Here is a 22802-nt window from a genome sequence, read left to right on the forward strand (position 1 = left end):
GGCTGAATGAGTTTGCAAATTCAAATGTTGGGAACCGGCAGTGCTTTTGCCAAAACATTTTATAATACAAGCGCATTAATCCGTTCAAACGAAAGAAATCTACTCATCGACTGTGGCTCAACAACGCCAAAATCGCTTTACGACATACAGCTACAGCCCGATCAAATCGATGGCATCGTGATTTCACACATTCATGCCGATCACGTTGGCGGATTGGAAGAAATGGCTTTCCGCTTATTATATGAAAGCAATCAGAAAAAAACAAAGCTCTACCTGACTCAAGCAATTGCAGATACGTTATGGGAAAACACTTTGAAAGGCGGCATGTATAATCCGGAAGACGGCTATCATTCCCTCGAGGATTATTTTGACGTCATTGTGATTGAGGAACAAGTGCCTGTTGTCATAGGCCCTGGTTTAACCATTGAACTTGTGCCCACACTTCATATTTCCAGTAAGCCCAGCTACTCGCTGTTTATTAACGACCGAATCTTCTATAGTGCGGATGTCCGCTTCAGTGAAGAGCTGCTCATACACGAAGTTGCCGCCAAAAGAAACTGTCATACGATCTTTCATGATTGTCAATTAAGCGGCCAAGGGTTCATCCATGCTACACTTGACGAATTGCTTACGTTACCTGAACATATTCAGCAGCGGATCTATCTCATGCATTATGCCGACAATATGAGCGATTTCATTGGCAAAACAGGCCATATGCGGTTTGCCGCCCAGCACGAAATTATTGATCTTCCAGAATAATTATCATCATGGAACCTTAGGAATTCAACCTCCTGAAGGTTCTTTTTTCGCGAAAATCCGTGTTTATTTCCTATTCTTTTTGCCTGAAAGCAGGATTTGGGTAAGAGACAGAGAACATGTCACAAGAGTGGTTATTCTGGACATCGTAATTTGCAGGAGATGATACTTTGATAATCAATTGGATTCTTTTTGCTTACGCATTTGTTTTTATGCTATATACGACAGTTCTCCACACTTCCATTAACACTCCTTTACAAATCCTTCTCGTTTTACTGTACTTGATAAGCTTCCGTATTCCATTCAAACATGCAGGAATGCCATGGCTTCGACTACTGATCATTGGCTTCTTACATTACATAGGTCATATAAACTTGATCTTCCCTCTATACATACTAACGCTGCTTTACGATATTTATACAGAAGAAAATCGCAAAAAATCGTGGGTGCTGTCCGCCTCCTACGCACTTATTTTTTTAGGCAATGTTTATCTTATTAAAGGGCTATATGACTTGCTATGGATTTATGCGATTGAATGCTTGCTGCATTTCACAACGGTTGCATTACTGACGAAAGCAACATATTCCACGCTCAAACAAGCTGACCGGTTGAAAAAGGAACGTTACTTATTCTCGCAGCAGGATTCGCTAACAGGCCTTTACAACTATGAAGAGTCCCATCGCCGGCTTGAGCAGCTCATTCGTCAGAAACAGGGTCTGGTCCTGATTCTGATCGACTGCACGGATTTGAAATCGATGAATACGACCCGCGGTTTTCAGGCTGGAAACTTTATCTTGAAGCAGATGGCGGAGCTCCTCCAAATCTTGTTTAAAGATGCGCTCTTCATAGCGAGATACGGCGGTGATGAATTCGCAGTGGTTATGCCGTTAGTTGCTGACCAATCAGCGACCTCTTCTTTAAAACTAAAGCTGGACTCCGAACTGCCTAAACTAACTGGTATCCAAATTACATACGGGATTGCTTCCTATCCGCTGGACGGCTTGACGAAAGATGATCTGATCTTGTTAGCTGAGAATAACTTATTTACGAGTAAACGGGAGTCTTGGCTAAAGCGTGAAGAGCATATGCTTCGATCCGATAAGCTAAGGGTAATCGGCGAATTGGCTTCCGGTATGGCTCACGAAATACGAAACCCGCTTACAACGGTCAAAGGATTTCTACAAATCTCCAAAGCAAACGGTTACAATATAGAAAATTGGTACAGCTTGATTATGGAAGAAATTGATCGCATGAGTGATTTAACCGGAGAATTCCTGCAGTTCTCCAAGCCTCATAGCATCGATTTTCGCGTCTACTCCTTGCACGAGTGTGTGCTCAGGGTTATCGCGCTGATGGAGTCGGAAGCAACCCGATTCGGCCATCAAATTCATTACAAAGAAGCGACGGAACCCGTCCTTGTCTTGATGGATCAGGATAAAATGATTCAATTGCTTCTCAATCTCGTAAAAAATGCCTGCGAAGCCATGGAAGAAAACGGTGTCGTACACATGCAATTAACGTCTGATGCCAAAAGCGTGACTGTGGTCATTGCCGATAATGGCCCTGGGATTCCAAACGAACAATTAGAGAAGATTTTCCATCCTTTCTTCACGACCAAAGAATCCGGCACAGGGCTTGGTTTATCGATCTGCTACAAAATCGTGCAAGATCACCAAGGTACGCTGGAGGTGGAAAGCGAGCTTGGCACCGGCACACGATTCATCATTACTTTCCCATTAGCGCAATAACATCACCATAGCAAAAAAAGCCGCTGTAGTTACAGCGGCTTTTTCATTCTTACGTGCAGAATGCCTGCATCGTAGAATGGTTCTGTCGAGATGACATGATATCCTAATTGACTATAAAAGCCCTCAGCCTGGCACTGAGCATCCAGAATGGATGACGTGCAGTTCAACTCGCGGGCTTGCTGCTCCATAGCCAGAATGATTTGCTTGCCGAGGGATTGGCCTCTATATTCTTTCAAAACAGCTACACGCTGCAATTTGGCGGTTTGGGGCTGGTACTCATACCAACGGGCTGCGGCTACCGGTTGTTCGCCGTCTAGAATAAGAAAATGATGGCTGGCTTCCGGCGATTCATCCTTTTCGTCCATCTCCAAATGTTCAGGCACTTGCTGCTCGTCGACAAATACTTTGAAACGAACCTTAAAACAATCTTTCAGTTGATCATGACTAGTAACGCGAATGATTTCCATGTGGACTTTCTTCCTTTCAATGAATATTCCTTGATCTTATCTCATTCAAGAAAGGATGTCCACACGCGTCAAAGCCTACCTCTTTTTCTCCAACAAATAGCTGGAAGCGCCGATGGCTACCCCCAAAATCGCACCGCCCAAGACTTCCCGTGGCAAATGCCCCAGTCTTTCCTTCAAAGCTTTCCGTCTGCGAGCATGGTATAGGCCCGGATGCTGTTTAGCTAGCCGCTCTACCTGCACATCAATTTCATTCACTTCTACCGCAATCTCCCCAGCAGCATAGCGAACTCCCATGGCGTCGTACATGACGACAGCGCCAAACACTGAGGTAATGGCAAAATCAACGGCCGAGAGCCCTCTTTTCATAGCGATATAAGTAGCTAAAGCCGACACACCCGCGGAGTGCGAACTGGGCATTCCACCGGTTTGAATGAGTTGCGACCAGTCCCACTTCTTCGTTGTCATATAAGTAAGAGGCATTTTTATCGCCTGTGCGGTACCAATTCCTAGCAGTGCTGTTATAAGCGCTCTATTCATTCTGCTCACCTCTCTTGTAGCATCCAACACAGGTTTAGATTCTATTCGTAAATTTTGATACAATAGGAGTGTTAGCTTACGAAGAAAGTTTTCCTGCGAAAAACTCCAAGCCTTTGCTAGCAACGTCAGTTTTCTTATGAAAACTCTAAGGAGTGTGAATGATGAATATCGCTTTTTTCCTTTTACCGAAATCAGAGGTTATTACAACAACATTACAAACAACGCTTCGTCAAACACTTGAGCGTATGGAATATCACCGTTATACCGCGGTACCGATATTATCCGACGATGGTCATTATGTAGGGACTGTCACTGAAGGCGATTTGTTATGGTTTTTGAAAAATTCGGAAGGCATAACGTTTGAGAATGCGCACCGGCATTTGCTGTCTGAGGTTCCGCTACGCGTGCAAAACAAACCTGTCCATATCCATGCGGACATGGTAGATCTCATTGATTTAGCCAAAGTGCAAAACTTCGTGCCGATTGTTGATGACTCCGATAAATTCATCGGCATTGTGCGAAGAAGCGAAATCATTGAATATTGCGCGAAGCAAGTCGTGTTCAAATCCCCCTCCGCTGCAGGAGAGAGGTAGTCACGGCACTCCAGACCTGTCCTTTTCCAAACCCTCATTCATTTTATCTAAAATCGCGGCTCTGTGGTCATTTGCTCCACTGAGTGGAATCTCGGAAGATCGGGTCCGTTCCTCCCAGGAACGGATCACCCGCTTCCCCCGCTGCCACGTCTCATTACGAATTGCCTCCCCCTCTCGCTTTTCTTATTTCCCAAGCAGAAAACGCTCCTCCCACCAGAAAAAACAGCGCCACCCACGCAATTTCAAGATTATCTTCTTCACTTCCTGAATCAGCCAGTTTCCCTTTAGCCATGGATAGGGTCTGCCTTCCAGAGACAGACTAAGAGGAAAACTTTGCTTGGAAAGGAAGGGTATCCTTGAATCCAATGAGCCAGAACAAGCAATGGCTGCTAGATAAATTAGGCCCTTCCGACGATTTGGAGCATCGTATGATGCAATCCAATCATATTCAGGCCGAAATTTTATTTATTACCAATATTTGTGACAGCAGCTTGATCCGGGATGAAATCATTCAACCCTTTTTCCAAATGAAACAGGAAGCTGAGTATGAAAATTACTTACTCTCTTTTCCAGGCTGCAATCGGCCCGCTTCCAATGTTGATGCTCTGAACAAAATTACTTCGGGCCATGTCGCCATTGTGCTCAGAGAGCGCATTCTGCTCTTCAATGCCGCACAAATAAAAGCAGCCGCGCTAAGCGATGCTCAAGTGGAAGCGACGATTCAAGGACCGCAAACGGGCTTTAGCGAGCACATTGATACAAATATCAACCTGATCCGCTTTCGCTATCAGAACAACTCCTTGCGCGTGGAGTGCTTAGAGCTCGGTCGGTTGTCCAAATCCAGACTGTGCATCATGTACGATGATTTGCAAGTTGACCATCAGGTACTTGACCAAGTAAGAAGAATGATTGATGAGATCAAAGTTGACACTTTGCAATCGACAAGCGAGCTTACCCAACTTTTGAACAAACAAAAGTACTCTATCTTTCCCACCTTCCTGACGACAGAACGTCCCGACAGAACCATTCTAAATCTTTCACAAGGAAAAATAATCTTAATGCTCGAAGGAACACCATTTGTTCTGATTTTGCCTGTCGTGTTTTATGATTTCTACTCGGCGATGGATGACAACTATCAGCTTTCTTTAGTTAGTTATTTTCTGCTTATCTTACGCTACATCGCCTTATTCCTAAGTTTGATTTTACCTGCAGCCTACGTCGCGCTAACTGCCTATAATCCGGAAATATTCCGGGTCCAGGTTGCGCTGTCCATTGCCGGTAGCCGGGCTTCTGTGCCTTATCCGGCGTATGTCGAAGTCTTGCTCATGTTGATCCTGATGGAGCTATTATTGGAAGCAAGTATCCGCTTGCCGAAGTCCGTAGGGTCCACAGCAACTACCGTTGGCGGATTAATTCTGGGACAAGCCGCTACTTCCGCAGGCTTAATTAGCAATATTATGATCATCATTGTGTCGACGGTGGCGATCTCCAATTTTGTCGTTCCCATCAATTCAATGAGCTTCGCCATGAGAATCATGAAATATCCACTTGTCCTGCTGGCATCCATGTTAGGCATCACTGGCGTCGTCCTTGGACTCATTGGCATGACAGCCTATTTGTCAAATTTAAGAAGCTTTGGCGTTCCTTATTTACGCTTATTTTTCTACCGAAAATAAAGCGAGTCCTACGAGTCTTAATTGAGTGGGGTGATTGCACCGATGGTCCATTATTTTTACTATTTGGTTTTATTAAATATGCTGGCGAATATCATCCTTTTCGTGCCTCGCATTCTGCTCTCACACAGATTTGAAGGAAGTATGCTATCGTTGGTTTTGTCCATACCGATCGGTTTTACCCTCCTGTATGTGTTCGTCAAATCAATCGCGAAGTTCCCCGGACAGGGTTTCCCGGAAATATTAAAACAACACGCGCCGCGATGGGTGCGTATTCCCATTTTGATCTATTTCATTGTTATCTGGTATTTGGCCGGCATGATTACGCTGATTGCATTTAGCGAGATCACAAAAAAATATATTAATCCGGACATTTCGTCGATGTTAATCGTGCTGGCTTTCGTGACTGTTGTCGGCATGATTGCCCGTTTGAAATCGGAATCCGTTCTTTTTTGCATGGAAATCTTACTGGTTACCAATGTCCCTGTTATTGTATGGGTCTTATATAAAGCCGTAACGAACGAAGCCATGCATTATGATGCTTGTTTTGAAATTGCCACTCATATTCTGAATAGGCCAACATGGGACTCCTTATCTGCTGGCACCTACATTTTCACAGGATATACGAATTTGGTTATCTTCAACAGGCTTCTTACACCAAATAAAAAAATCCCCTTACTCTGGACAATCCCGATTGTTGGCACTTGTGTTTTGTTAACGAGCTTTCTGATTCCAGTGGGGTATCATGGAACAATGGCCGTGAATACTTACATTTACCCTTGGATTTCAACCTCAGATTCTATGCGGGTAGAATTTGGTTTAGTCGAAAGGGTCTTATTTATTTTCATGCTGCTGTACACCAATATTAGCTTAGCCGGTTCCTTTATCCATTGGCATGTCGGGATTGAATTTTTTAAAGAGCTGATTCCTAGCCAAAAAGAAAAAAGCTACTTCACTTGGGCCGTTATAGCCCTTATGGGCGGGGTTACGTTTCTACTCAGCTACTTCTTCAACGACGACTCCTTATTCAATTTTGGCACTCTTTATTTAAACGTGAGGTTGGCTTCTGAAATTGCCTTGGTGATCATCATTGTTATTTTTGCCAGGAGGAAAATGGCGTGAAGAAATGGCTCTTCATCCTGCTGCTCTTGTGCCTGTGCGGAGGGTGCGGCTTCAAGGATATTGACAAACGATTTTTCGTTGTTTCCATTGGCATTGATAAATCTGAACATAAAGATATGAAATATCGGATATCGCTTAAACTAGCCGTTCCTGGAAATAGTCTCGATAATAGTTCCGCGCAATACGAATTGATCGCACAGGATGCCAACTCCATCACAGAAGCTGTTCGATTGCTGAAGTCTAAGGTCGACAAAGAACTAGATTTCGGTCATGCCAAAATTATTATTTTTGGGTATCCGTTTCTGAAGGAAAATGGCATCAATGAATTGGATTGGCTCAATCGCCGCAGAGATATCCAACTCGTGTCCTGGGTTGCTGTTGGACAACCTTCAGCAGAAGCCGTATTGGGAACAAAAATATCTCATGAGAGGATGCCCGGCAACTCTTTGCTGCTAAGCTTTGGAAAGACGGGGGTAGAATCCGGTTATGTGGTTTCCGAGTACCTATTCAACTTTTATCGCAAAAAAAAAGAACTAGGATTAGATCCCATTCTCTCCATTGTGGAATCGGCTAACAATCATTTTACGATTAACACGGCCGTCCTTTTTGATAAGGAGAATGTAAAGCTTACACTAAACTCGAATGAAACACGACTTTTTAATATTATGAAAGCGAGTATTAACAAAGTTGAAATTGAAGCGCCCTTTCGGGATTCGAAATTTTTCGTTTCGGTGGATAACATTAATTCGAAATATCACATTCGCATTCCTAAAAATGGACCTCCGTATGTCGATATGCACATTAAGATGAGAGGTGTCATTGAAGAATCGGCATCAGGTCCCCTCGAAATCAATCAGCTTTCGCAATATGAAGCGGCGGTTTGTCAATCCTCTGAAGAAAAAATAGTGCGGCTTTTAAAAAAATTTCGAGACAACAACCTGGATCCTCTTGGCTTTGGATTGAAGTATCGATCGCGTCACTTCGGAACAGTTGAAGAGGAATGGCATACATGGCAAGCTCTTTATCCCGAATTAGAGTTCCGCGTCGGGGTCGAAATGAAGCTTGAAGGGGTCGGCGTGATCAAATAATGATCGGCTCTACGAGTGACTTCAACCTTAGCGGCATTCCCTTGATCAGACATCCATTTATGTAATTGATCAGGCTGAATCCCGAGTTGATTCATCAGATGATGAATATCTATTTCTCTCATACACTACACCCCATCTATGGTTTGTCTCTTTACGTTTAACTCTTCTTTACTTTATCGGTCAGACTCGATTATGTAAATAAGTGCATATTGTCGAATCGCCTAAAGAATCAATAAAACGCGTCACTGAAAAAACAAATGAAAAGCGTTTCGTTTCGACAAAAAACCAAAAAGAGCTGCACAGGCAGCTCTTTTATTTGGGTCATGATCTCTTTTATGTTATTGCAGCTGTCCATTCGAAGAGGCTTTGGATGATACAAATTCGCTAGCCCAATCGACCATGCCGTTCATTAACGTCAATATTAGATTGACAGCGTCCTTCTCTGTTAATGTCCCGTTATTGGACTGGCTGCTGACATATTGGGATGTTTTTTGTTCCAGCTTTTCAACCAAATCCTTAATTTTCAATAGTTCATTGGCTAAGTCTGAGACTTGCTGGCCGTTAGCGCCGTTTTGTCCGGCTTGCTGACCTTGGCCTTGAGATTGTCCTTGAGCCTGTCCCTGTCCCTGATCTTGTCCTTGGGCCTGACTTTGAGCTTGATCCTGGTTCTGTCCTTGATCTTCACCCTGCGCTTGCGATTGACCGGAATTCGAAGCTTGCTGCTGATTTTGGCCACCTTGCGAGCTTTGAGATCCGCCTAACAACATTTTCTTTACCTGTTCGAGCTCAATTAGCACTAAGTCGTTCTGTTTGGTGAGTTCATCCATCTGCAATTTGAGATCCTGTGTTTTGATCATGTTGTCATGAATGCTCCTTCCTTTATTTCACGGCACCGCAGGCGATTCGCTTACCAGAATTTCCGGATGGATCTGTCTTCAAATCATCTGCTTTCTCATGAATGACGAGAGAGGTTCCCCCTGGCTTAAACAATGAATTTGGCTTGTCAGGAAGCAGCACCACGGATTTGGTGACCGTACTCAAACGGCCATTTCCCTGCTCATCTACGACCAAGTTAGGAAGGTCTCCAGCATGCGCACCTTTGGGATTAAGAAAACCATGTTCTTTATGCATCGGGTTAAAATGAGCACCTGCCGAATCAAATGTCGGCGCATCGCAAGCGGCTTTTTCATGAATATGAAAACCATGGGCACCAGGTGTTAGTCCGCTTACTTGCAGATCAATTTGTACCCCCTCTGGAGCGGCTGCCAATTGCGCCATTCCAACCGTTTGTCCACTTGCCCCAATTAATGTAACCTCTAGTGGTGGCGTAGAGCCAGCTTCTGCTGTTGCCGTACTTTTCACGCTTTGACAGCCTGTCAGCACCAGTAGCCCCAAACTCACAGTCACAACAATTTTTAATGATTTCATAACGTATCTTCGTCCTCCCGAAAACTTAGCATTTTACATAATCTACCCTTAGGATGCACAACTGACTTCTGCTGTAACCGTATAACAAAAATAAAATTTTCATCTATGCTCAGAAATAGTAAAAAACCCGCAATCAATCGATCGCAGGCTTCTCATCATTTATTTCCCCTTATAGAATGGTCATCAATTTGGCTATAATTTGTAGATTTTCAAGCTTTCGCTTGTAAAAATGGAACTCTACCTTCGTATGCTCGACGGCATCTTCCATTCTTAACACTTGCTGCTGCAAATCTTTCGTGTAAGGCCACATTTCAGCTTGGCGCTGCTGTTCATTTTTCCCTGTCACCAATCCGTCACCTATGACCTCACATTCCTTCGTCAATAGTTCGTGTTTGGCCCAACTCAGCTCAGATACGGCATCCACATAGATCGCTTCAGCTTGCTTGAGAAGCTCAGGGACTAACTGTAATTCCAAAATAACATCCGACCGGTTCATTCGGACTCCTCCTAAGAGTTTTCGTGAGAAAACTATCTTTATAGCGTAGCTCAGCTTAGTCATTCATGAACTTTCGCTGCTTGCCTCATGTATATTCATAGAAAAATAAAACATGCTCATTAGAGAAATCCGGCGAAAATAAGTCATTTAGGCACAAAAAACGAGTTTCCTCGCTACCCCATTTTAGCAGGATTTGACAAACGAATTAAGGTTTCATTAAATCTATGCATAGCCCTCTAAACCCTCTTGTAGGGCCTGATAGAAGCGGATAGAATGATATTATACATAACCGAGGAGGTGAAATGCATGAGCCAAGAAGAAGAAGTTGTATCCCAAAATGAAGAAGAAATCGCTGAAGAGTCCACTGAAGAAGTAGTGAACGAAGAGGCGGCTGAAGAAGTTGCAGAGGCGAGTCAAGAAGCTGCTGCGGCTGAAGAAAGCGTGGAATCCGAAGAGGAATAATTGATCCTTATTTTAAAATATATCCTCCCCCAGCCAACCGGTTGGGGGTTTATTGATGATATAGATATTTTTATTTTTTTGCGTATAAATTTTCTGAACATTCAAATAATACTGGTGTACCATAAAAAAGGAGATGATTTTGAATGGCTAGTAACAACACTTTAGTCGTACAACAAGCAAAAGCAGCATTGGATCAACTGAAGTTTGAAGTCGCTCAGGAAATTGGTGTCCCTCTCTCCCCTACTGGCTACAACGGTAACTTGGCAACTCGTGATGCTGGCGCAATCGGCGGAAACATCACGAAGCGTTTGGTACAAATCGCTGAACAACAACTTTCCAGCTTTAAACGTTAATCCTTGGATTTAGGCACAAACTCCAAAAGACTGATTTCACTCGATCCTCCTTAGAGTGACTGTCAGTCTTTTTTTTCTATTTCTTCAATATTGTCATCTGTTCCTTCGATATCCTCACGAGTTTTCGTTCGCATATTCTATTCAGATTACCTCTCTAGTATGATGGCTTTATCCCTTATACACGAAAGGAGTGGTAAACCATGACTGAACAACAATATGAAATTTTCCGTGATCCGTACCGCATGCTTATTCTATTGGCGACATTAGTTTCCGAACAAAAAGGTGAAAAAACGCTTCAGTTTGACAACGTCCCCTACTTCGAGAATGACACCTTCCTCATCCAACACGGCAAATTTATTTACAAAAAAGCGCAAACAGAAATTACCTGGTTTCAATTCCTGGGAAGAGACATTGCCTGCAACAAAGACTACACCCGCGAGGAATATAACAAAATGTTCGTTGATTGCCTGGCCTCACTCTACAACCTTGCCTAGTACATACAAAAGCATAGGATCCAGTGTAAGTTAAATTAAAAAGCGCTGTTTAGAAGGATGAATCCTCCTAGACAGCGCTTTTTAGTATGTGTTACTTCTTCTTCACTTCTTCTACAAACACATCGCTTGCATCGCGATTACTACCGAGCTCAAGAATTGTATATTTCTTATCGCCAATCATAATCACATCTTCTACTTCAGGAAGCGGATCGCCCAAATATACGGTACCTAGATATACATTACTGCTTTTTAAACGCAAATTCCATCGATGCTGCTGCTTCGTCATTCCTGTTCCTCCCAAACTCTAATGACACCAAGTTACCATAAATCCCGCTAATATGAAAGTCCTATATCAAAGCGCTGACTTTTTTGATATATTAATGACATGATTGAGCGGAAAGGTTGACTAATCCATGACAATGCAAGGCGTAACCGACGATGAACTGTCCATCCTGCTGGGGAAAGGTCATACATCAACTTTAGAAACTTCAACGAACGATTTTTCCTTCATGCCCAGGTCCAAAAAGAAGCGTAAAACTTACCATCTCCTCACCAAGCTTTTTCGATTTTGGCGTAATTAATCCGTTTACAAAATAACCAACTTATATATTGACATGCTTGAGAATTCTTGGTATATTACTAATTGTCTTCACAAAACGACTTGTTAGCTCAGCTGGGAGAGCACTATCTTGACAGGGTAGGGGTCAGTGGTTCGAGCCCACTACAGGTCATACAGAGAAAGTCCTTACAAGGTAAGGGCTTTTTTCTTTTACGCTTACTAAAACGTCTTTTACATATAAATTCATCGACTCACACACTTCTCAATCAAATGCCCAATAATAGCCAAAGAAAATCCCAGGACAATACCAGAAAAAACAGGACTTATCAAAAATGCCCAATGCAGTCCGAAAAACATACCAAAAACTAGCCCAGTAAAAAAGCCCATATTATGTGCTAGTTTTTCAGGCTTTGGAACTCCTTCTGCTTCTAACTTAGCATTCATGACCTTTGCCGTATTATAAGCATGCCAGATGTTGAACGCGTAAACGGAGGGATAGAACAACCCCCATCCCATATTGACAATCTCGGAAGACTCTTGCAATTTTCCAGTAAACGAGTAATAAATAGACCAGTTTAATTTAGACAAAATATTAAAGACAATTTCAGAACCGAGTAAGATGATACCGATAAAATATTCACGGACATAAAGTTGCCCGAATCCTGGCAGACATAATGACCAAAGTGCAGCAGCGTAAGGGGACTTGTACACGGGTTCTTGATAAAATTTTTGTTGATTTTTATAGAACATCTTGTACCACCTTGTACTTTCTGATATTCAGACAGTATTCCCAAATTATGTGATTGTATAAATTATCTCGAATTACCCCTATCGCAGAGCATCCATTACAACAAAAAACACTTGAATAAATTCAAGTGCTCTTTCTATAAGTTTATTTATTTCATAAAACTAACGGACGAACTTTTCAAAAACCTGTTCAAATTCTTCCTTTGTTTGAGCTTGTTTATAAATAAATACGCCATGTTCATCGCGAATCTCATGTTCATCAAGGCCGATACTTTCATAGAGGTTAACGATATCGCTCGGTGGGCCTTCAACAATGATATCCATGCCCTTCTGTTTCGGAGAGATGATATAGGCCATTTTATTTTTAGGTGAAAACGTATGAAACAATAGATAATTTCCTTTACGTGTTAAATAATCAAGCTTTTCAGGATAAAATTTCTTAGTTCCACAAGGCAATTTATACGATGACATTTGAGGCATGATTCAAATCTCCTTAGGCATAATTTATTGGAGGTAAGGCTACGTCCGAAAAACTTACATGAATTTACTCTTCAAATCATTGTACGACTTACCACCCGCATTTTCAAATCCATTGTAAAAAAAGCACCCGAATGATCAATGATCATTAGTGCTTTTTGCCAAAAGAATCGATCGCATGATTCAATGATTTCGTTCCAGTTCCTCCTGCTGTGCGTGAAGCTTGTTTTTTATATCATCGATTTTCGTTTCGAGCCAATCTTTCGTATACACTTTAAGTAGTGCGTCTTTTGAAGTGTCTATGGCCATCAAAATAACTTCGATATCGGCTTCACTCAGCTTGTCATTCGTTAACATAAAATCAACCTCCTCGAACAATTAATCTCATTATTCCCACCTTTTATACACCTTCATACTTGTCGTTCAAGCGCCATTATGCCTGTTCCTCATCCACCACAACCGAATCGCGAATCTGTTCAAAAGACACCGGCGTATAGTCTAATTGTTCCACACTCACATTGTAATATTGACGTCCCTCATATTTCTGACCATGAATATGCCCATGAACATTCAAATATGGCATCTGTTTATTCATATACATTGGCTCATGCGAAAGGAAGAAGAAATTCATATAAATAAGTGGATACTCACTTACTTCATCAAATCCAGCATCAAGCCACCAGGTCCTCGGTCTACCCCGATCATGATTGCCCAGGATGAGGATTTTATACCCGTTCAGCTGTGAAACAATGGCCTGAGTGCGTTCTTTATTTAAAAAAGAAAAGTCGCCTAAATGAAAAACTTTGTCCTCGTTACGGACGACAGCGTTCCACTTTGCTATCATGGCTTCTGTCATTTCATCAACATCTGCGAAAGGCCTGTTTTCGAAGTCAATGATGTTTTTATGGCCGAAATGGTGGTCTGAAATAAAATAAGTTGTAGGCATCTTGCAACTCCCCTTCAATTCAATATCCGACGGCTCTGCCACGACGCCCCACCCCATATGACCAAATCATGGTACATAGTGGCAAAACCCAAAGAAATGGCGCATAACTAATATAATGTTCGACTGGTACTCCTACAATGGTTCCACATACAATAGCGAGCATATTCCAAGGAATCATAGCAGCTAAAATGAGGCTAGAGTCTGCAACAACTCTGGCAAGCTGGCTGCGCGGGAAGCGCTCCTCCCAGAAAGACAGCAAACTCCTGCCTGTCATCATGATCGGGAGGGTTTGTGTACACGAAACTAGGCCAAGGCCTAGACCAAATAAGCCGGTTCGAATCGTAGCTGTGAATAAGGAGGTGGAGTTTCCTCCCAACAATTTTTGCATATAGGCCTGTAAAACACGATTTTCCTCTAAAATCCCGTTGAACGCTCCCGCGAGTGCAATAAGTACAATTAATTCAACCATACTGGACAACCCTTTGGTTTGCAGCGATTCAAAAGTCATGGAGTGGTAACCAAACCACATCGCATGCAGCCATTCCTCCCAAGTGACTCCTTGAAAAATCAGGCCAATTCCGATTGCGCTCGCGATAGAAAGGAGAAATCCGTTTCTTGTTTTAAATCTGAGCAAAATCGAAAACAGTAAAAGCAGCACAGGCACTAACAACCAAATGCTGTAGTTAAAACCAGAGCCAAATTGCTGACTGAGCACATTGTTTTCCTCTTGATGCCACTTCCCTCTCATGTCGCAAAACAAGAAAAATGCGAGGGTAATACCTCCAGCCCCAATCGTAGTTGGCAGCAAGGCTTTGAATAAGTCCTTGACGGAAACACCTGTGGAAGATGCCACCAGACGGTTCGCACTGGAAAAAGGCGAAGTCCTATCACCGACAAAAGCCCCCGAAACTAGTGCGCCTGCAACCATCGGCAAAGGAATTTGAAGCAGCACAGCAAGACCGATTAACGGGATTCCGACCGAACTCAGCGTCCCCGTGGAAGTGCCTAGCAGCATGGAAATGCACACGGAAAGAGCAAACGAAAATGTAAGAAAATAGCTAGGATCTACGATGCGAAGTCCTAAATCGATCATATAGGGAATAGTCCCGCTAGCTGTCCATGTAGGGATAACAACGCCAACCAATGCAAGAATCCACATCACTTCTTTGGTGTGCTTGACGCCCTCCCCCATGCTTCGCAGAATGCCACTGAATGCAGCTCCACCTCGCCATACGATGACAACCAATGTGATGAGTCCAAATGAAAAACCAATCGCCAAGGCAATATGCAGCACATATGCGGCAGCGAGTCCAAGAATGGTAATAAGTATCGTTACGCCAAGTTGTCTATTCGTTAACATGTGTTTTTTATCCTAACATTTCTCGAATGGTTTGAAGAGACTCTTGAATGGCTTGCTTCAGCGCTTGGGACTCTCCTTGATAAGGATGAACCGAGCCAAAGGTATGATTGCCCTCCGGAATTCGGATCCATTGAATAGCTGAATTTTGCTCGACCATCTGTTGTGAGCCTCGAATTAGCCTCTCGCTATCCTCGGTTCCTTGAATTAACGCAATCGGAAACGCTGCGCCGCTAATTCTGCCCATAATATTGAATCGCTCGCTGTTGCTTTCCATATCTTCTAGGATTTCAAGATCTAACGGCATATTTTGCTTCGTACGACCGTTCAACGTATACGATCTTCCCGCTGTGCGCATCTCTTTTTTATTATCCTCTGTCAACAGATCAACATTCGAAATGCCATTCCAGCTGATAACACCAGCAATTTGATCAGGATGATCAAGCGCATAGATAAGGCATACCCCTGCCCCTCTGCTATGTCCCAAAAGCAATATCGGTTTCCCTCCGGCATCAGAATCAGCACCAGCAAGCTGTTCATTTCGCCGAATTTCTTCCACAACGGCTTCCAAATCTTCAAGATCCCTAGAATATGTATCGCGCGCGAACTTCTCGAGCTCTGTAAATTCATGCAGATCCTCTCCAACACCATTGTGAGAGAAATTGATGGCCATGACATTTACATCCTTAGATAATGCTTGCGCTACGTGCGGAAACATCCCCCAGTTTTTGAAACCTTTGTATCCATGGCAAATGATCAAGGTCCCCAGAGCCGGCCCAGACGCCGCTTCATAGAAATCACCTCTCACAATCCGATCCTCTGCTATATGTAGCTCAAATGCTTTACTTTCACTTGATTGCATGAGATAACCTCCCTTTCCTAAGTACTGCTATATTTTAACACAGATGCCATTCGGGCAGCAGATGACGATGAATTTGTTCATAAATTTATGGCAATTAGTAAAAACTTGACTATGGCGTTTCATCCTGCTGTTCAAATGTGGACCGCTACTAAAATCAATTCAGGAGGAAGCTTACCTATGCATCATGCCCGAGCAACCCGCTTGCTCCGAACGATGATCTGCACCCTGTTGCTTTCTGTGATGTCCATTTGTTTGTTTTGTCCATTCGGCCACCATGCTTATGGTCAAGCCCTCAGGTCTCAAGAAACGACGAATACGACTACTTTTCAGTTGGTCGTCCAAGCCTCTCCACATGCCGCCTACCGATCAGAATCATCTTTTGAAAATAAAAAATTACAGCGAGAGCTTGAGCAGCTACAGGCAGGCGCTTCGTATACGGAGCCTTTGCCGCCGGATACCACCCTCATTTATCATAAAAAAGGGCAGACGCAACATTACGGCGTCACGGAAAATGGGGAATTGGTTGATTCAATGACCAAATCCATTTATGCGGTGTCACCGGGCGTGCAAGAAGCGCTTCGCACGCAAGTTCAAGCACTTAGAGCTCAGCACTATGGCGAGATCCTGACTTGGGAAGACGCAAGCGCCGTCATCCCCAAATATAGTAAATTCACGATAACCGACGTGGAAAGCGGTCTTAGCTTTGAAGGACAGCGCCGCGCGGGTTCTAGCCACGCGGATGTCCAACCGCTGACGAAGACCGACTCTGCGACGCTCAAAACCATTTATGGCGGCGCCTGGAGCTGGGACCGCAAAGCGGTCCTCGTGAAGTTTAACGGCCGCACACTGGCCGGCTCCATGCATGGCATGCCGCATGGCGGAGACGGGATTCCCGGAAATGACTTCAACGGTCATTTCTGCATTCACTTCCTCGGGAGCGTGACGCATGGCTCCCACTCCTCGGATCCGGCGCACCAGGTCATGGTGCACCGCGCGGCAGGCTTGCTGACGTCCTACATCAGCAAGCTTTCGCCTTGGGCGCTGATCGACGTCTGGATCAGCGGCGCCAACCAAGGTGACCTGCAGCTGCTGCAGGTCACCACAGGGCAAGAGCAGGCGATGCATGTGCGAAGCATGCGCCGCCTGTCCAAGTTCCCGGAGCGGGACGTGTCCCAGCTCCTCGAGCTTGAGGCTGCGGTCGACGTTACGGTTACACCGGCACGTGCTTCCGCGCCTGCACACAGGCGTGTGCTCTTTCGGCTCGAAAGAGCTTCCCTTGATTCGCGCTGGTACATTCGCAGCGCTGTCATGCAATGACAAAAGCCCGTTAACTCTCAGATAATGAGAGTTAACGGGCTTTACATTTACTGCAGCGGCTGACCAGACGCCTTGCGCAGTTCATTCGCCAAGCGATTGAATTCTGCTCGGGCTGGAAGCGAAGTTGTCGCCATATAACCGGCAGACAGAAAAGGAATGATGACATTGGCATCATGCGTTGTAAGTGGATAGTTCACTGGTGTCAGTGTATTCCACCAGCCTTCACTGCCATAGGATTCGTCATGATCTATCTGGATGCCATTCTCGGAAACATCATTCAAATATTGATAAATGTTAATGAATGTGGATTTTTTACCGCCGCTCCATGCGTAGGTCTGCCAAAACCTTGAGCAAGCACCTGCTTGCTTCACAGCTTCCATAACCGCATACGACCCATATACACCGGTGGTATACTCCGGAGTCGCTTCACTTGCCGCTTGGATGTACGCTATAACCGTAGCCATTTGAGCGCTAGTCGCGTCAAAATCGACAGCAAAATAGATACAGCTTCCTACGGGCTGTCCCAGCTGATGAGCCACCTGTACCGCGGTAGCGCCGTCAGCCAATCCTGCATTTCTACCGCCAAGAGCCCGGTTTGCTGTAGTTTCGAAAACAGATACAATGTCCAAACCTGCTTGGCTGATTCGTTCCGCTTCACTTTTCGTTAAAGCCTTATACCCGCTCGGGACGAGATATCTGGCCACAAACGAGTAGCCATCTTTGACGAAAGCTGCGGCGGTTTGCGCCGTTAAAGGCGTTGAGCAATCAAAACCTTTGGTCACTTTCTATCACCTAATTTCTACTAGTTTGTTACATCATATGCTCGTAGACAATAGATTGCTACCTTCAAATGAGTTGCTAATGAAAGGAAAGCAACAAAAAGGCTCTTACCTAAGAAGGTAAAAGCCTTTTTATTAGGACTCCAGTTTTTTTACGGTTCCGAATCGTTTGGCGTTTCTAGCGCGTGCACGCTCGATTTCGATTTCTCGATTGCGCGGCTCCGCAGTAGTGACGAGTGAATCCATTAATTGACGTGCAGCTAGCGCAACTTCAGTAACCGCTCGGTTGAAAGCTTCTTCATTAGCCTTGGATGGCGCGGTGAAACCCGATATTTTTCTAACAAATTGTAATGAAGCCGCCTGAATCTCAGCATCTGTAGCAACTGGGTTGAAGTTAAAAAGCGGCTTAATATTTCGGCACATAACAAGCAGCTCCTTTGCAATTTTTTTATTGTTGAACACTCCAGCTTAATTCTCGAAAACGGTAATTTTCCTAAGAATTAAACTGATATCATCATAAATCAGAATATTACCATCGGCATCAATGGCAAAGTGCGGCGAAATACCAAGAACCATTTTTTTAGGCTCAAAATCATAATCATCATTTATTGCTCCCGAGTAACCTGGAGGAATGGGCATCTGATCATAGTTCCCTGTCAAAGAATTAAAAATACCCTTTTTATAAATGGCATTATCCATATTCGCGTAGGGTTCAATCTTCCCCTCTACATTGACTCGATAAAATTGCTTCGCATCTGTAAGGAAAAAATATCCATCATACGTGATTGCGGTATTTATTTGTTCCATAGTTAATGTAGCAACTACCCGTGATCCTACCCCAGGAGTAATCTCTTTTATTTGCTTGCTCTCGCGATCAAGAACATACAAGATCCCATTATTAACAAGAGGAACAAGATGATGCATGCGATTTCCCTCGACACTCAAATAGGATGTGAGCCTCTCCCCCTCATGAGCTGTGTACAGGATGTTTTTGAAAGAGTTGCTTATCGCATACGTTTGTCCGTCATTCAAAGGTTGAATAAAATCCGTATCCGTATCTAATTGTCCACTCGTATCGAACGCAATCATTTTCACGCTAGGCCATACTTGATAAAAAACCGCCATTTTATTATAAAAGTCTCTCCCCATGACAAAAAGTCTATCTGAGGCTTGGTCATAGAATAATGATTTTGGGATGAATTCATAACGTAGAAATTTGCTTGCCGAACCATGCTCGTCTTTATATTCAAAATCAAACTTTGTATCGTTGAACGAAACGATGGTTTCTAAATTTATCTCTTTTCCTTTGCTCAAATTCATCTTCTTGATATAGAAGTTAGACTGATCATTTTGTGAGATGAAGTACAAATCATCCTTACCATCCGAGATCATCTCCATATCATTAAAGAAATAACCTGGAGAAAGTCCAGATGATGGGAGAAGTCCAGTTAAAGGAATTTTTATTGAGTTCTGTGAAGTTAGATTATCAACCGTTGGCTTATCCAGCGGCTTTTTGACAGGGAGAGCACCATTCGGGCTTTGGTTGTCAGATGAGGCAATCGTGATAACCCGAGTATGTTCATCGAATGTAACTGTCTGTTGGAAATTCTCTGCAATGAACCGAATCGGCACAAGAGTGACTTCATTTTCAATAATAGGAGCTTGCTCAAGGTGAATTGGCGTACCATCTACATGAGCAGTTGCATTTCCTATCTGCATGGAGAGGAGCTTTGTCCCATATGTCAAGTCAACTCTCTGTGCCGCTCCATCCCATTTAACGGTAGCGCCTAAGGCTTCTGTAACAAATCGGAGCGGTACCATCGTTGTATTCTCTACAAGGTGCGGAGACATTTGAAGCGTAACGCTCTTGTCATTAATTGAAGCTTTGGTTTCCCCCAATGTTAACTTGATGTAAGAGGATCCACTTGTAGATGAAGCAAACACAGCTAATGGTGAATAAGTCCATACTAGTAATGCAGATAAAATGAGGCTTCTTCTAATAAATTTTAATGGCATGCAACTTCCTCCAAGTAGTAATTTCTTACACAGTTTACCATACCTTTCAAATTGATTCTCTGATTATTTTTTTGTAAACAATGTGCACAAAACGTGCACAAGCCCCTCATCTTCATCAAACGATTGATGAAAATAAGAGGCTTGTTTTATCTTCTAAAATAATAAAAAACCCTTATTCAAAGGGTTTCACTACTATGGGCCCAGAGGGACTCGAACCCCCGACCAATCGGTTATGAGCCGACCGCTCTAACCAACTGAGCTATAGGCCCAAATAAAATTTGGTTGCGGGGGCAGGATTTGAACCTGCGGCCTTCGGGTTATGAGCCCGACGAGCTACCGAGCTGCTCCACCCCGCGTCATGTTGCCGCTCAACAGCGACAAAAATAAATATACACTAAGCGCGAGTGGTAAGTCAAGCGTTAATTTTTAGATAAAATGCAGGAAATTACGTATTGTAACGAACGCCGAAACGTCCCTTTTTCGACTTGAAAACTTCTACTTCTTGTGGGCATTCGTACCCGTAAATCCACCAGTCTTCTTCCATTCTTTTCGCCAGACAGCCCGCTTGAAACTTGGAATCATATAATTTTGCCCAATATATCCAGTTCATCGCAATCACTCCGTTTTAATGAAATCGATAAACCTATCTTATCCAAAACAGATCAGACTTATGAGTCCCACCTCACGAACATCCTGTATGCACGATAAAAACGAAAAACCGCCTAGCAGTGCTTCATGCACCACCAGGCGATTTATCCATTGAAAGACTATTGTTTGAACGTTGTAAGGAATCGTTTAACCGTTTCTCCGTATTCGTTCGTAAAGGTCTCGTAAACTTTGACTTGAATCGGGAAATCCAGTTGGCCGGATCTCGCGCTTAGGTCAATTGTATTCGTACCATTGTACAATCTACCTTCGCCTGACAAATCTCTTGTTGTTTTTCCAACGGGATTGCCAACTTTATCAAATAACTCAAAGGAAAGCATGTTGTTATACTTATCTGCTGTCACCTGTTTATCCGGTTTAATGTCCAGCTCCAGCTTCAACTTGTAATCGTAGGTCAAGGAAGCTTGGTATATCGCTGAGATACTCCAGTCCTTAATATTGATCTCGTAAGGGTAAACGTTAAGTACTTTACTCGTTGTCTCGTTGTCCTGAACTGGCACTTTCGCTGTTGCGAGCAAAGACTTATACACCGTATCTCCGCTAACTTGCTGGCTGTATAAGTTCATCTTCAAGCCCTCGCCCGTTTCGGAAGCAGGAAGCGCATAGGAATAGCTGACAACATAAGAAGCCTTAGGAACAACACTAAGCGCAGTTGCCAACTGTCTTCTTCCTCCATAAGCAAAGCCGTCTTTGCTTACAAGCTCCGTTTGTATCGCTGGAATAGGGACTGGACGATCGCTATTATTCGTTAGTTTAAATTTGGCAACTGCCGTATTGAATCCATCATCTTCATTGTTGGTGACATGCAGTTCAACAAGCGACACATCAACATTGGATGGTACGAATTTATTCGTAGAATCCAGTTTAACAGGTGTTCCCAATGTGTAATCTGGAGCCGGAATGACGCCTTGTGTCGCCGCTCCAACAGGCAGTAAAATGTTCGCGCGTCCTACACGGTAAGTATCTTCTTGCAATTTGCCATCCCCCTGCGAGGCGAAGAAACTCTCTGGCGTCACGACATTCAAACTCGTGAATTCAGTGTCCAAATCGGTTGGGATCACGATGTGGATATACTTTTTCTCACCCGGATCAAGCACAACGGAAGCTTCCGCACGATCTCCGGAATAAACCTTGCTCTCCGTCTTGCCGTCGATTCCGAAATTCGGCACGGTTTGACGTTCATTCGTTGGATTGACGACCTGAATTTGCACAACAGTAGACACGCCTTTGGCTGTGATTTCCTTGTGGATATCTACAGGAATGAATCCTACTGATGTCCTAAGTGATGGCAGCGTGAAAGCCTCGCCCCACTTCAGAAGTGCAGAAGCTTTGGTAATCGTGCTGTCACTGCCTTTCCACACGAGCGCCGCGTCAACCGGTACGCTCAGCAGTGTTGTTTCTTTTTTTGGATATACTTCCATATCCACATCTACAAAGCTAAGCTCACTAAGCTCAGCATCGTCGCTGCGTTCTGCATTCGTTAGATAGCTAAGCTCTTGCTGCGTCTTCGGTAGTATCGACTTTGGATTTTTGGCGCTCGGCTGCAGCGTATATTCAATGCCATCCGCCATGCGAACACGTAATTCAAAATCAGGGACACGAGTTATTTTATCGGTGGTATTTTTAATCCGAATGACTGCTCCCAGCTTCGTTGAATCCGATTCATGCTGGTTGAGTATGCTTTTGATTTCCACTTCAACTTTATCTGTCAGCGCATAGCTGGTATTCGTGCTTGTTTGAGCGAAAACTGCCGAGCTCACACCCTCCGCAGCCCATGCAGGAAAAGAAGCGGTAGTTAAAAGTGCAGCGAATAGTACAATAGTGGCCAGTGATCTCTTCATTTTCTTATTCACGTAGTT

At 43.7% G+C, this 22802-nt stretch carries 28 protein-coding genes and 3 tRNA genes; 11 read left to right on the forward strand and 20 right to left on the reverse strand.

Features of this window, described 5'->3' with window-relative positions; genetic code table 11:
- Positions 1-6 precede the first annotated feature (6 nt).
- On the forward strand, positions 7-759 hold the full coding sequence (locus GON05_RS20830) for an MBL fold metallo-hydrolase (RefSeq protein ID WP_157321467.1): 753 nt from the start codon (positions 7-9) through the stop codon (positions 757-759).
- A gap of 167 nt (positions 760-926) precedes the next feature.
- A complete protein-coding gene (locus GON05_RS20835; RefSeq protein ID WP_246239273.1) occupies positions 927-2504 on the forward strand; it encodes a sensor histidine kinase in 1578 nt (525 codons plus the stop codon).
- A 29-nt stretch (positions 2505-2533) separates the two neighbouring features.
- Here GON05_RS20835 and GON05_RS20840 read toward each other — a convergent pair whose 3' ends face one another.
- Together GON05_RS20840 and GON05_RS20845 are read right to left on the reverse strand one after the other, a co-directional pair.
- Positions 2534-2971, reverse strand: a complete 438-nt coding sequence (locus tag GON05_RS20840; RefSeq protein WP_157321469.1) for a GNAT family N-acetyltransferase — start codon at positions 2969-2971, stop codon at positions 2534-2536.
- A 75-nt stretch (positions 2972-3046) separates the two neighbouring features.
- The gene (locus GON05_RS20845) at positions 3047-3508 is read right to left on the reverse strand and encodes a divergent PAP2 family protein (protein WP_157321471.1); all 462 of its coding nucleotides are present in this window, start codon (positions 3506-3508) and stop codon (positions 3047-3049) included.
- 161 nt (positions 3509-3669) lie between these two features.
- Between GON05_RS20845 and GON05_RS20850 the strand changes: the two genes are divergently transcribed.
- The gene (locus GON05_RS20850; protein ID WP_127452081.1) at positions 3670-4101 is read left to right on the forward strand and encodes a CBS domain-containing protein; all 432 of its coding nucleotides are present in this window, start codon (positions 3670-3672) and stop codon (positions 4099-4101) included.
- 154 nt (positions 4102-4255) lie between these two features.
- Here the strand turns inward: GON05_RS20850 and GON05_RS20855 are convergent, their stop codons facing one another.
- Positions 4256-4393 (reverse strand): hypothetical protein, encoded by a 138-nt coding sequence (locus GON05_RS20855; RefSeq protein WP_157321473.1) that lies wholly within the window; start codon positions 4391-4393, stop codon positions 4256-4258.
- Positions 4394-4466: 73 nt separating this feature from the next.
- On the opposite strand from GON05_RS20855, the gene GON05_RS20860 reads away from it, so the two are divergent.
- From GON05_RS20860 to GON05_RS20870, 3 genes are read left to right on the forward strand one after another with little or no spacing between them, the layout of a single operon-like run.
- Positions 4467-5777, forward strand: coding sequence for a spore germination protein (locus GON05_RS20860; protein ID WP_157322280.1), 1311 nt, complete (start codon positions 4467-4469; stop codon positions 5775-5777).
- 42 nt (positions 5778-5819) lie between these two features.
- Positions 5820-6896, forward strand: a complete 1077-nt coding sequence (locus GON05_RS20865) for a GerAB/ArcD/ProY family transporter (RefSeq protein WP_157321474.1) — start codon at positions 5820-5822, stop codon at positions 6894-6896.
- Entirely contained in the window at positions 6893-7984 is a 1092-nt protein-coding gene (locus GON05_RS20870; RefSeq protein WP_157321476.1) for a Ger(x)C family spore germination protein, read from the forward strand. The genes GON05_RS20865 and GON05_RS20870 overlap by 4 nt, the downstream gene beginning before the upstream one ends.
- 338 nt (positions 7985-8322) lie before the next feature.
- Here the strand turns inward: GON05_RS20870 and GON05_RS20875 are convergent, their stop codons facing one another.
- The 3 genes from GON05_RS20875 to GON05_RS20885 all read right to left on the reverse strand — a co-directional run bounded on the left by GON05_RS20875 (position 8323) and on the right by GON05_RS20885 (position 9908).
- Positions 8323-8841 carry a hypothetical protein gene (locus tag GON05_RS20875; RefSeq protein WP_157321478.1) on the reverse strand — a complete coding sequence of 173 codons (519 nt, stop codon included), beginning with the start codon at positions 8839-8841 and terminating at the stop codon, positions 8323-8325.
- Positions 8842-8863: 22 nt separating this feature from the next.
- On the reverse strand, positions 8864-9412 hold the full coding sequence (locus GON05_RS20880) for a superoxide dismutase family protein (RefSeq protein WP_157321481.1): 549 nt from the start codon (positions 9410-9412) through the stop codon (positions 8864-8866).
- Between the two features lie 169 nt (positions 9413-9581).
- Complete coding sequence (locus tag GON05_RS20885) at positions 9582-9908, reverse strand: hypothetical protein (RefSeq protein WP_127452074.1); 327 nt, start codon at positions 9906-9908, stop codon at positions 9582-9584.
- 306 nt (positions 9909-10214) lie between these two features.
- On the opposite strand from GON05_RS20885, the gene GON05_RS20890 reads away from it, so the two are divergent.
- From GON05_RS20890 to GON05_RS20900, 3 genes are all read left to right on the forward strand, one after another.
- A complete protein-coding gene (locus tag GON05_RS20890) occupies positions 10215-10370 on the forward strand; it encodes a hypothetical protein (RefSeq protein ID WP_157321483.1) in 156 nt (51 codons plus the stop codon).
- A 143-nt stretch (positions 10371-10513) separates the two neighbouring features.
- Positions 10514-10723 (forward strand): alpha/beta-type small acid-soluble spore protein, encoded by a 210-nt coding sequence (locus GON05_RS20895; RefSeq protein ID WP_127452072.1) that lies wholly within the window; start codon positions 10514-10516, stop codon positions 10721-10723.
- Positions 10724-10923: 200 nt separating this feature from the next.
- Positions 10924-11217: a hypothetical protein gene (locus tag GON05_RS20900; RefSeq protein ID WP_157321486.1), complete on the forward strand. Its 294-nt coding sequence runs from the start codon at positions 10924-10926 to the stop codon at positions 11215-11217.
- A gap of 91 nt (positions 11218-11308) precedes the next feature.
- Here GON05_RS20900 and GON05_RS20905 read toward each other — a convergent pair whose 3' ends face one another.
- A complete protein-coding gene (locus tag GON05_RS20905; protein WP_079420361.1) occupies positions 11309-11503 on the reverse strand; it encodes a hypothetical protein in 195 nt (64 codons plus the stop codon).
- Between the two features lie 372 nt (positions 11504-11875).
- Here GON05_RS20905 and GON05_RS20910 point away from each other — a divergent pair.
- Positions 11876-11948 (forward strand) — tRNA-Val (locus tag GON05_RS20910).
- A gap of 71 nt (positions 11949-12019) precedes the next feature.
- Here the strand turns inward: GON05_RS20910 and GON05_RS20915 are convergent.
- From GON05_RS20915 to GON05_RS20940, 6 genes are all read right to left on the reverse strand, one after another.
- Positions 12020-12526, reverse strand: coding sequence for a hypothetical protein (locus tag GON05_RS20915; RefSeq protein WP_157321488.1), 507 nt, complete (start codon positions 12524-12526; stop codon positions 12020-12022).
- Between the two features lie 159 nt (positions 12527-12685).
- Positions 12686-13003 (reverse strand): hypothetical protein, encoded by a 318-nt coding sequence (locus tag GON05_RS20920; protein WP_157321491.1) that lies wholly within the window; start codon positions 13001-13003, stop codon positions 12686-12688.
- A 180-nt stretch (positions 13004-13183) separates the two neighbouring features.
- Positions 13184-13357 (reverse strand): hypothetical protein, encoded by a 174-nt coding sequence (locus tag GON05_RS20925; RefSeq protein WP_157321493.1) that lies wholly within the window; start codon positions 13355-13357, stop codon positions 13184-13186.
- 76 nt (positions 13358-13433) lie between these two features.
- Positions 13434-13946, reverse strand: a complete 513-nt coding sequence (locus tag GON05_RS20930; RefSeq protein ID WP_157321495.1) for a metallophosphoesterase — start codon at positions 13944-13946, stop codon at positions 13434-13436.
- Between the two features lie 19 nt (positions 13947-13965).
- On the reverse strand, positions 13966-15306 hold the full coding sequence (locus tag GON05_RS20935; RefSeq protein WP_157321497.1) for a Na+/H+ antiporter NhaC family protein: 1341 nt from the start codon (positions 15304-15306) through the stop codon (positions 13966-13968).
- Between the two features lie 7 nt (positions 15307-15313).
- Positions 15314-16165, reverse strand: a complete 852-nt coding sequence (locus GON05_RS20940; protein WP_157321499.1) for an alpha/beta hydrolase family protein — start codon at positions 16163-16165, stop codon at positions 15314-15316.
- Positions 16166-16342: 177 nt separating this feature from the next.
- Here GON05_RS20940 and GON05_RS20945 point away from each other — a divergent pair, with 177 nt between their 5' ends.
- Positions 16343-17482 (forward strand): hypothetical protein, encoded by a 1140-nt coding sequence (locus GON05_RS20945; RefSeq protein ID WP_157321501.1) that lies wholly within the window; start codon positions 16343-16345, stop codon positions 17480-17482.
- Between the two features lie 47 nt (positions 17483-17529).
- Here GON05_RS20945 and GON05_RS20950 read toward each other — a convergent pair whose 3' ends face one another.
- From GON05_RS20950 to GON05_RS20975, 7 genes are all read right to left on the reverse strand, one after another.
- A complete protein-coding gene (locus tag GON05_RS20950) occupies positions 17530-18264 on the reverse strand; it encodes a DUF1906 domain-containing protein (RefSeq protein ID WP_181646162.1) in 735 nt (244 codons plus the stop codon).
- 132 nt (positions 18265-18396) lie between these two features.
- Complete coding sequence (locus GON05_RS20955) at positions 18397-18684, reverse strand: DUF2277 domain-containing protein (RefSeq protein WP_127452054.1); 288 nt, start codon at positions 18682-18684, stop codon at positions 18397-18399.
- A gap of 45 nt (positions 18685-18729) precedes the next feature.
- Positions 18730-20277 carry a copper amine oxidase N-terminal domain-containing protein gene (locus tag GON05_RS20960; protein ID WP_157321504.1) on the reverse strand — a complete coding sequence of 516 codons (1548 nt, stop codon included), beginning with the start codon at positions 20275-20277 and terminating at the stop codon, positions 18730-18732.
- 195 nt (positions 20278-20472) lie between these two features.
- A tRNA-Ile gene (locus tag GON05_RS20965) sits at positions 20473-20546 on the reverse strand.
- Between the two features lie 10 nt (positions 20547-20556).
- Positions 20557-20633: transfer RNA gene (locus GON05_RS20970), tRNA-Met, on the reverse strand.
- An 89-nt stretch (positions 20634-20722) separates the two neighbouring features.
- Positions 20723-20887, reverse strand: a complete 165-nt coding sequence (locus GON05_RS38865; RefSeq protein ID WP_164484139.1) for a hypothetical protein — start codon at positions 20885-20887, stop codon at positions 20723-20725.
- Positions 20888-21044: 157 nt separating this feature from the next.
- A complete protein-coding gene (locus tag GON05_RS20975) occupies positions 21045-22796 on the reverse strand; it encodes a hypothetical protein (protein WP_157321506.1) in 1752 nt (583 codons plus the stop codon).
- Positions 22797-22802 lie beyond the last annotated feature (6 nt).

Source organism: Paenibacillus anseongensis (assembly GCF_009757995.1).
GTDB classification, from domain to species: domain Bacteria; phylum Bacillota; class Bacilli; order Paenibacillales; family NBRC-103111; genus Paenibacillus_E; species Paenibacillus_E chondroitinus.